Here is a 514-nt window from a genome sequence, read left to right as displayed (position 1 = left end):
CGATAAAGACGATGACCTTCCACGTAAGATTACCTTCAGCAAGGTTAGCCTTGGTGGAACAGAAATCGCAGGCGCTCAAATCAAGATCTACAAGGGCGATAAGGCAGAAGGCACAGNCGTAGAAAGCTGGACTTCAGAAGCTGGTAAGTCTAAAGATCTCAACTTGGCCCCAGGTACTTACACCTTCCATGAGGAAGCAGCCCCAACAGGTTACCTCAAAGTAACGGACATCACTTTCCAAGTCAAACATGACGGCACAGTGGAAGTGACCAATGTTGGTGAAAAAGACTCTAAGGGTGAAGAAAACAAAGTTGCCACAAACGGTTCAACTGTAACTGTAACCGATAAAGACGATGACCTCCCACGTAAGATTACCTTCAGTAAGGTTAGCCTTGGTGGTACGGAAATCGCAGGCGCTCAAATCAAGATCTATAAGGGCGATAAGGCAGAAGGTACAGCTGTAGAAAGCTGGACTTCAGAAGCTGGTAAGTCTAAAGATCTCAACTTGGCACCA

The 514-nt window shown here is 46.4% G+C and carries 1 protein-coding gene; it reads left to right on the top strand.

What is annotated here, in order from left to right; genetic code table 11:
- The coding region (locus tag D8844_RS10365; protein WP_185757691.1) for a prealbumin-like fold domain-containing protein at positions 1 to 514 on the top strand (514 nt) is incomplete at both ends.

Origin of the sequence: Streptococcus oralis (assembly GCF_003942875.1) — a bacterium.
Classification (GTDB): Bacteria; Bacillota; Bacilli; order Lactobacillales; family Streptococcaceae; genus Streptococcus; species Streptococcus oralis_BX.
Note: the sequence above shows the minus strand (reverse complement) of the source record. Positions and strands in the feature narration are given on the sequence as shown.